The sequence below is a fragment of the Janthinobacterium sp. AD80 genome, assembly GCF_002878455.1.
Lineage (GTDB): Bacteria > Pseudomonadota > Gammaproteobacteria > Burkholderiales > Burkholderiaceae_D > Janthinobacterium.
The window spans coordinates 1-8,007 of the sequence record NZ_NRDQ01000172.1 but is presented as its reverse complement, the minus strand read 5'-3'; the positions used below and the strand labels follow the sequence as shown (position 1 = coordinate 8,007).

Sequence of the window (8,007 nt, the reverse complement as noted above, 5' to 3'; positions counted from 1 at the left end):
GCGCGTGGGGCGCGACGGGCACCGAGACCAGGGCCGCCTGCGCCGGCGCGCGGGCGCGTGCACGCGGGTAGGCAAGCCATAGCTGGCGGCCAGCACGGCCAGGCTGGCCGGGGCGAGTATCAGCACTTGCGCCAGCTGGTTGCGGCGGCCCTTGCCGGCGATGCGCATGGCGCGTTCGGCCTGCTGCTCGCCGCCCAGCGCTTCACTGAGCACTTTTTTCACCTTGCGGTTGAACAGCCAGTAGGCGGCGCCCGTGACGAGCAGGCCGGCCAGCGCCGCCATGCCGCGTCCCGCGAAGTACCAGGTGGCGATGGCGACGGCCAATGCTGCCAGCGCGCTTTTCCACCAGAACTGCTTGGCCAGCCGTGTGTACACCTGGCGCAGCGCGCCCAGCACGCAGGTACGCACATTCTGCGCATACTCGCTGGATACCACGTCGACGTGGGCGTGATCGGTTTCTCCGCTGAGGACAGAGTCGATCACGTCCGCGTTCAGTTCCGAGGCGGCCACGTCGCGCAGCGGCGTGAGCAGGCCCTGTACGTGGGCCGAGAACAGGCCGTCGTCGGCGCTGCCGGCCAGCGCGTCGCTGAGCACCTTGAGGTCGCCGCGCAGCAGCTTTTCCACGATGTCGTCGAGGGTCAGCCAGCGCAGGTCGGTGCCATACGCCACCAGATGGTGCTTTTCTCCGTTGCAGGCGGCGTCCAGGCGCACGATGCGCAGCTTGGCCGCATACAGGGCGTCGACTTCCTGCGGCTGGTCTTCATTGTAAATGCTCACTTTCGCCAGGGCGAGACTGCCGGCGATGGCGGCCAGTGAGTGCACGCTCTCCTTGTCGCGAATGCGCTGCGCGTCCTCGGGCGCCTGCTTGGGCAGGCTGACGCTGTAGCCGGGCGCCACGTGCACGTCGACCCAGGCCGCCTTGCCCAGCTTGCCGGAACCGTCGCACGGGTTGCAGCGCAAGTCGCCCACGCCGCTGCAGGTGCGGCACGTGACCTTGCCGCTGGCGCGGCAGGTGCCGCAATTGATGTTGCCGGAACCGTGGCAGGTGTTGCAGCTGACCTTGCCGTAGCTGCAATGGTAGCAAGAGCGGTATTCGGTGCGGTACTGGGGCCGCGTTTCGCTGTGGTAGCTGGTATGCGAGCTGCCGTAGCTGTAGGTGGTAGTGGGCACTTGCACCGTGATGTAGTCGGTGACCTGTTCGGAGACCGTGCCGCTGCCGCTGCAATACGAGCACGACACCTTGCCGCTGCCATAGCAGCCATAGCCGTCGCAGCTGACGGTGCGCCCGCCGTGGCAGCTCCAGCAGGTTTCCGTGGTGGCGCCGTAGCAGGTGTGGCAACTGATGCGGCCATCGCCATGGCAGTTGCCGCAAGTGTCGAGGTGCCAGTGCTTGACGGCGTGCGGCAGGTACAGTCCCGCCTCGACGCCGTTGTAGGCCTGGCCCGCCTGGCGCAAAGCATTGTCGAGCTTGCTTGCCGCGCGGCGCAGGCGTTCCTTCTCCTGCGCGTGAGCAAGTGCTCCCACCTCGTGCAGGCCACCCTGGCAGCGGCAGTCGCTGCCGGCCGGCGTGAAATAGCCGTTGATGACGCGCTGCTCGAAGCGCGCTTCCAGCGCGTAGTTCGCTTGCAGCGAAAAATCCTGCAGCGCATCTTCCTCGCCCAGCGGCGTGATGTCGTGCGGCTCGAAACGCGTCTTGTCCTGCACCAGGGTGCGCAGCTTGCCCAGTACGGTAGGTATGGCTTCTTTGTCGAGCGTGATGGGTGCTGGCGCCGTCACGGCTGTCTCCGTCACCTGCGGCGCATCCTTGCTGCCTGGGGTTTCATGGGCCGTTTCGGTGCTGGGGTTCATGCGCGTCCTTTTGCTCTCGGGAAAGATGTTTGAATTTTAGCATTCCCATATGACAAAGCGGATGGCCCGGTTTGGCTTTTTCAGCGCAGGCCGCGGCGGAACTGGTCGGGCGTGCCGCCGCTTTGCCGGCGGAACATGGCGATGAAGGCGGACGCCGTGCTGTAGCCCAGTTCCAGCGCGATCGCCTGCACGGTGTCGCCTTTTTCCAGCAGCGGCAGGGCGGCCAGGAAGCGCTGGCGCTGGCGCCATTCGCCGAACGGCATGCCCAGTTCGCGCTGGCAGCGGCGCGCCAGGGTACGCTCGGTGACATGCAGTTGCGCGGCCCAGTCGGCCAGTGAGCGGTTACTGCCCGGCTCCGCCTGCAGGGCGGCCAGCAGCGCCGCGATGACGGGCTCGTCGCTGCCCGGCAAATAGTTGCGGCTGCAGGGCGCCAGCCGCAATTGATCGACCAGCACTTGTGCCAGGCGCTGGTCGGCCTCGGTGGCGGGTGTCGTGACGCCCCGGTCGGCGAAGTCGCCAAGGATGGCTTTCAGCAAGGGACTCAAGACCAGCGCGCACGGTTGCGCCGGCAACTGCGCGCACAGGCTGGCATCGATATACGCCGAGTGAAACACGACATCCTGGCGGATATAGCCGTCATGCAAGGTCTCGGGCGGTATCCAGACGGCGTACTGGGGCGGCGACAGATAGCGCTGGCCCGCCACCATGATTTCCATCACGCCGGTGGAGCAATACGTGAGCTGTCCCCACGGATGGCTCTGGTAATCGAATTGCTGGTGCGCGTGATAATCGTCGAGGCGGAAATACACGGGATAGGGCAGGCTGTCGGAAACGGCGGGGAAGTGCTGGTTGTTGGCCATCGTCTCTCCTGTTTGTCCTGTTCTTTGCATCGTTTGTCCGATATGCATTATATCCATGGAATCAGACCATGCGAAAATGGCGCCATTGAATAATGGAGTACGCCGCATGCAAGTGAAGCACTATCAGTTGCCCGTGATCGCCGTGCTGATCTGGGCCATCAACACCATCGTCAGCAAGATGGCCGTGGGCGTCATCGATCCGGCCGCCATCTCGTTTTACCGCTGGCTGCTGGCCGGCGTGCTGCTGGCGCTGGTGTTTGCCCGTCCCGTGTGGAAACAGCGGGCCGTGGTGAAGCCCTACCTGGGCAAGCTGTTTGTGCTGGGCATGCTGGGCATGGTCATGTACCAGTGCCTGGCCTACATCGCCGCGCAAACGACGACGGCCACCAACATGGGCATCCTCGCTTCCATGATGCCCTTGCTGGCCGTGGGCCTGTCCGTATTGCTGCTGGGCGAAGCGCCCACTGTCGGCGGCGTGTTCGGCGGCCTGGTGTCACTGCTGGGCCTGGCTTACCTGCTCAGCCATGGAGACCCCGCCGCGCTGCTGGCCCATGGCGCGGCCGTGGGCGACGCCCTGATGCTGCTGGCCTGCCTGTCGTATGCGGGATACGGCGTGCTGCTCAAGCGCTGGAAGATTCCCCTGAATAACTGGCACTCCTTGCTGATCCAGGTGTGGTGCGCCGTGCCCGTGCTGTTCGTGTATTACCTGAGCCAGTCGGCGCCGCCCGTCACCAGCGCCGGCTTGCCGCTGGTGCTGTTTGCCGGCATCCCCGCGTCCATCGTCGCGCCGTTTTTGTGGATGCATGGCCTGGCCAAGCTGGGGCCCAGCCGCGCCACCACGCTGATGAATCTGCTGCCCGTGTTCACCGTCATCATCGCCATGCTGTTCCTCGGTGAAACCTTGCACAGTTACGATGTGATCGGCGGCGGCGTGACCCTGCTGGGCGTGGCGATGGTGCAGTACCTGAAGCGTCCCTTGCGCCGCGCCAAGGCGTAGTTTTTTTGCTATGCTGGTGCTTTGCATAACAAGCGCAAGGAGCTGGCATGCCAAACATCGATACCCTGTTGAGTGAACTGGAAGCGTTCGGCAACGCGAATGACGCGGCGCACACGGAACGGGCCAGCCGCATGCTCAATATTACGCGCGACACGGGCGAGCTGCTGGCCGTGCTGGTGCACGCGCGCGGCGCGCGGCGGCTGCTGGAAATCGGCACATCGAACGGCTATTCCACCCTGTGGCTGGCGCGCGCGGCGCAGGCCCTGGGCGGCACGCTGGTGACGGTGGAAAAGGCGCAGGACAAGTTCGACATGGCACATGCCAATTTCGTGCGGGCCCAACTGCAGGGCGTGATCGGCCAGCTGCTGGCCGACGCGGGCGAGGTGCTGCGCGATGCGAACGATGGCGCGTACGATTTCATCTTTCTCGATTCGGCGCGCCAGCAATATGCACAATGGTGGCCGCAACTGGACCGCGTGCTGGCCGCCGGCGGCGTGCTGGTGGTCGACAACGCCAGCTCGCACTATGCGGACATGGCCGGCTTTATCGATGCCATCCGCGCCGACAGCCGCTATACGGCCTGCCTGGCAACTGTGGGCAAGGGCGAGTTCATCGCCGTCAAGGCGGGCAACTGATTACTCGGCAACGATGGACGCTTCCAGCACGCGCACCAGCGATTCCACGCCTTGCGCGTCGACATCGTCAAAGCGGCTGGCGAGCGGGCTGTCGAGGTCGAACACGCCGATGATCTGGCCGTGGGCGAACACGGGCACCACCAGTTCCGAGCGCGAATTGACGTCGCAGGCGATGTGGCCGGGAAACGCGTGTACATCCTGCACGACGATGGACTTGCCTTCGACCACGGTAGTGCCGCACACGCCGCGGCCGTTCCTGATGCGGATGCAGGCGGGCTTGCCCTGGAAGGGGCCCAGCACCAGTTCCTCGCCTTTCAGGAAATAAAAGCCGGCCCAGTTCAAGCCCGGCATGGTGTTGAACACCAGCGAACTGAAATTGGCCGTGTTGGCGATGAAATCGCTCTCGCCCGAGAGCAGGCCTTGCAGCTGCGAACGCAGGTCCGCATACATGGCTTGCTTGGCGGCAGGAGTGTCGGTGGCGTAGGCGGCGTCGCTGATGGTAAACGTCATGATGGTGGCGCTCAAAAAATGGGGAAGGCGCTATGGTAGCGCGTCTGGCGCGCGCGCGTGCACCTTCGCTGCCGCCTTGGCTTTCCCCTTCAGCCGTGCAGTTGTTCCTGCGCCAGGCGCAGCAGCAGGGGCAGCGCCGCGTGGCCGTGTTCTGGCCGCCAGGCCAGGCCGATGCCGGCCGCCAATTCATCGCCTTCCCGCAATGGCCGGTAGACCACGCCATCGAGGCGCAGCGCGCGGAAGGAATCGGCCAGCAGGGCCATGCCCTTGCCGGCCGCCACGTCGCCGAGCAGCACGTGATGGTCGAGTGCTTCGCGCAGGAACGTGGGCGCAAAGCCATGTCGGCTGAACACTTGCTGGCAGTGGTCGAAGAAGGCGGGCTGGCGCGCCCGCTCGAACCAGTAGATGGACTCCTGAGCGATGTCAAGCAGGCTGAGCTTGCGCTTTTTTGCCAGGCGGTGCGTGGCGGGCAGGGCCAGCATCATGGGCTGGCGCGCCAGCGGCTGCACGGCCAGGTCAAACGTGGCGCTGGGCAGGGCGAGCAGGGCCGCGTCAAGCTGGCCCTTGCGCACGGCCGCCACCAGGCGCGGCGACGGCGCGGACGCCAGTTCCAGGCGCATGGGCTGCAGCGCCTGTTCCAGCGCGGCCAGCAGGGGCCGGAACAGGCCCGCTTCCACCGAGCTGGTCAGGCCCAGGCGCAGGCGGGCCGGGGTGCTCTCCGCCTGCAGCGAGGCTTGCGCCGCCGCCAGCAAGTCGAGAATGTGCAAGGCTTGCGGCAGCAGGGTGCGTCCCGCCGGCGTCATGGCCACGCCCTGCGTGTCGCGCTCGAACAAGCGCGTCCCCAGCTTGTCTTCCAGCGTCCGGATGGCGCGCGACAGGGGTGGCTGGGTCATGTGCAACTGCTCCGCCGCCTGGCGGAAGTTCAGGCAGCGGGCGACGGCGCAAAACAGGGTCAAAGCGTGGGTGTCGAGTGCTCTCATACCAGAAAGGTATCACGAAATCGCACATTCCCCCGGCGGCCGGCACGGCCTAGAGTGGCTGCATCGACATCACATTGAAGGAGAGCAGCATGCAGCAACGACGCATCGGCAATAGCGGTTTGAGCAGTTCGGCACTGGGCCTGGGCTGCATGGGCATGTCGGAATTCTATGGCGCCACGGACGAGGCGCAATCGATGGCCACGCTGGAAGCGGCCCTGGCGGCGGGCGTGACCCTGTTCGACACGGCCGACGCTTACGGCTTTGGCCACAACGAACAGCTGCTGGGGCGCTTCCTCAGCAGGCATCGCGGCCAGGCCATGGTCGCCACCAAATGCGGCCTGGCGCGCGAGGCCGGCGGCTATGCGCGCCGCGTCGACAATTCCCCCGCCTACATCCGCGCGGCCTGCGTAGCGTCGCTGGTGCGCCTCGGCGTGGAAACCATCGACCTGTTTTATCTGCACCGTTTGAACCTGGAGACGCCGCTGGAAGAATCGATGGGGATGCTGGCGCAACTGCGGCAGGAGGGCAAGATCCGCGCCGTTGGCCTGTGCGAGGTGAGCGCGGCGACCTTGCGGCGCGCGGCGGCCATCTGCCCCGTGGCGGCCGTGCAAAGCGAATACTCGCTGTGGACGCGCGAGCCGGAGCAGGGCGTGCTGACCGCCTGCCGCGAAGCAGGTGCCAGTTTCTTCGCCTACAGCCCGCTGGGCCGGGGATTCCTGGCGGGCGCCATCGCCGATGCAGCCAGTTTGCAGGCCGGGGATTTCCGCCAGTTCAACCCCCGGTTTTCATCTGACAACCTGGTGCGCAACCAGGCCATCGCCGGCCTGGTCCGGCAGTTTGCGCACCGCCAGGGCTGCTCGCCGGCGCAGCTGGCGCTGGCCTGGCTGCTGGCGCAGGGCGACGACATCATCCCCATTCCCGGCACCAAACGTGTCGCCTACCTGCACGACAACCTGGGCGCGCTGCAGGTGCATCTGGATGGGGCCACGCTGGCGTCGATGGCCGCCGCCTTTCCGCTGGGCATGGCGGCGGGCGAACGCTACACGCAGGAGGGCATGAAGGGCGTGGGCGCTTGAGAAAAGTGGTCCGTGTGTACGCCAGCGTACGCAACGGCGGCTTTTCCTGCGCGAAATAATGCGACGATCTGCTAGCATTCTGGCTGGCCCCGCTGCCAGCGCAACGGGACGGGGCCGACGGACAGAATCGATGGAAGGGTGGATGGTCAATTGCTAGATGATGATATTTTCGATATCGAACTGAAGTTGCTGCTTGAGGGAATCTTGCTGCGGTATCAGCACGATTTCCGCGACTATTCGGTGGCGTCCCTGCGCCGGCGCATGCGCCAGGCCATGGAGCGCTTTGGCTGCGCCAGCCTGTCGCAATTGCAGGACCGCATCTTGCACGAGCCCACCGTGTTCGCGCAGATGCTGCAGTTTTTCACCGTGCAAGTGAGCGAGATGTTCCGTGATCCCGCATACTTCCGCGCCTTGCGCGAAAAAGTCGTGCCCATCCTGCACACCTATCCTTCCATCAAGATCTGGGTGGCCGGCTGCAGCAGCGGCGAAGAAGTGTGGTCGCTGGCCATCCTGCTGGAAGAAGAGGGCTTGCTCGAACGCAGCATGATTTACGCGACGGACATCAACGTGGAAGCGCTGGCCGCCGCCGAAGCGGGGATTTATCCGATCGAGCGCATCGCCCAGTTCAGCGAAAACTACCAGCTGGCGGGCGGCAAGCGCTCGCTGTCCGACTATTACACGGCTGCCTACAAGGGCGCCATCTTTGACCGGCGCCTGCGGCGCCAGTTCGTCTTCGCCGACCACAGCCTGGCGACCGACAGTGTCTTTTCGGAGGTGCATATGGTGTCCTGCCGTAACGTCATGATTTATTTCAACAAGGACTTGCAGGACCGCGCCCTGGGCCTGTTCCACGAAGCGCTGGTAAACCGCGGTTTCCTGGGCCTGGGCATGAAGGAAAGCCTGCATTTCAGCCGCCATGCGGCCAGCTTCCGCGAGCTGTGCCCGGCCGAGAGAATTTTCCAGCGTGCCTGATTCCATGGCTCCCGGCCTGTTGCCCGGCACACCGCCCGCGCTGCCCGTCACGGAGGTGGCGCCGCCGCCCGCCGGCCTGCGCCTGATCGCCATTGGCGCTTCCGCCGGCGGCGTCGAGGCGCTGGGCAT

The 8,007-nt window shown here is 65.5% G+C and carries 7 protein-coding genes and 1 pseudogene; 4 read left to right on the top strand and 4 right to left on the bottom strand.

Features of this window, described 5'->3' with window-relative positions:
• Positions 1-1,848 (bottom strand): annotated as a pseudogene (locus tag JaAD80_RS24920) (hypothetical protein); the annotation flags it as partial.
• A gap of 80 nt (positions 1,849-1,928) precedes the next feature.
• Positions 1,929-2,708 (bottom strand): helix-turn-helix transcriptional regulator, encoded by a 780-nt coding sequence (locus JaAD80_RS24915; RefSeq protein WP_102298552.1) that lies wholly within the window; start codon positions 2,706-2,708, stop codon positions 1,929-1,931.
• Between the two features lie 106 nt (positions 2,709-2,814).
• On the opposite strand from JaAD80_RS24915, the gene JaAD80_RS24910 reads away from it, so the two are divergent.
• Positions 2,815-3,705, top strand: a complete 891-nt coding sequence (locus tag JaAD80_RS24910) for a DMT family transporter (protein ID WP_102298550.1) — start codon at positions 2,815-2,817, stop codon at positions 3,703-3,705.
• 47 nt (positions 3,706-3,752) lie between these two features.
• Positions 3,753-4,340: an O-methyltransferase gene (locus JaAD80_RS24905; protein ID WP_102298549.1), complete on the top strand. Its 588-nt coding sequence runs from the start codon at positions 3,753-3,755 to the stop codon at positions 4,338-4,340.
• Here JaAD80_RS24905 and JaAD80_RS24900 read toward each other — a convergent pair whose 3' ends face one another.
• Both JaAD80_RS24900 and JaAD80_RS24895 read right to left on the bottom strand, forming a co-directional pair.
• The gene (locus tag JaAD80_RS24900) at positions 4,341-4,850 is read right to left on the bottom strand and encodes a GAF domain-containing protein (RefSeq protein ID WP_102298554.1); all 510 of its coding nucleotides are present in this window, start codon (positions 4,848-4,850) and stop codon (positions 4,341-4,343) included.
• Between the two features lie 89 nt (positions 4,851-4,939).
• On the bottom strand, positions 4,940-5,830 hold the full coding sequence (locus JaAD80_RS24895) for a LysR family transcriptional regulator (protein ID WP_180979578.1): 891 nt from the start codon (positions 5,828-5,830) through the stop codon (positions 4,940-4,942).
• Between the two features lie 89 nt (positions 5,831-5,919).
• Between JaAD80_RS24895 and JaAD80_RS24890 the strand changes: the two genes are divergently transcribed.
• Both JaAD80_RS24890 and JaAD80_RS24885 read left to right on the top strand, forming a co-directional pair.
• Positions 5,920-6,906, top strand: coding sequence for an aldo/keto reductase (locus JaAD80_RS24890; protein WP_102298546.1), 987 nt, complete (start codon positions 5,920-5,922; stop codon positions 6,904-6,906).
• Positions 6,907-7,032: 126 nt separating this feature from the next.
• On the top strand, positions 7,033-7,878 hold the full coding sequence (locus tag JaAD80_RS24885; protein ID WP_219726878.1) for a CheR family methyltransferase: 846 nt from the start codon (positions 7,033-7,035) through the stop codon (positions 7,876-7,878).
• Positions 7,879-8,007 lie beyond the last annotated feature (129 nt).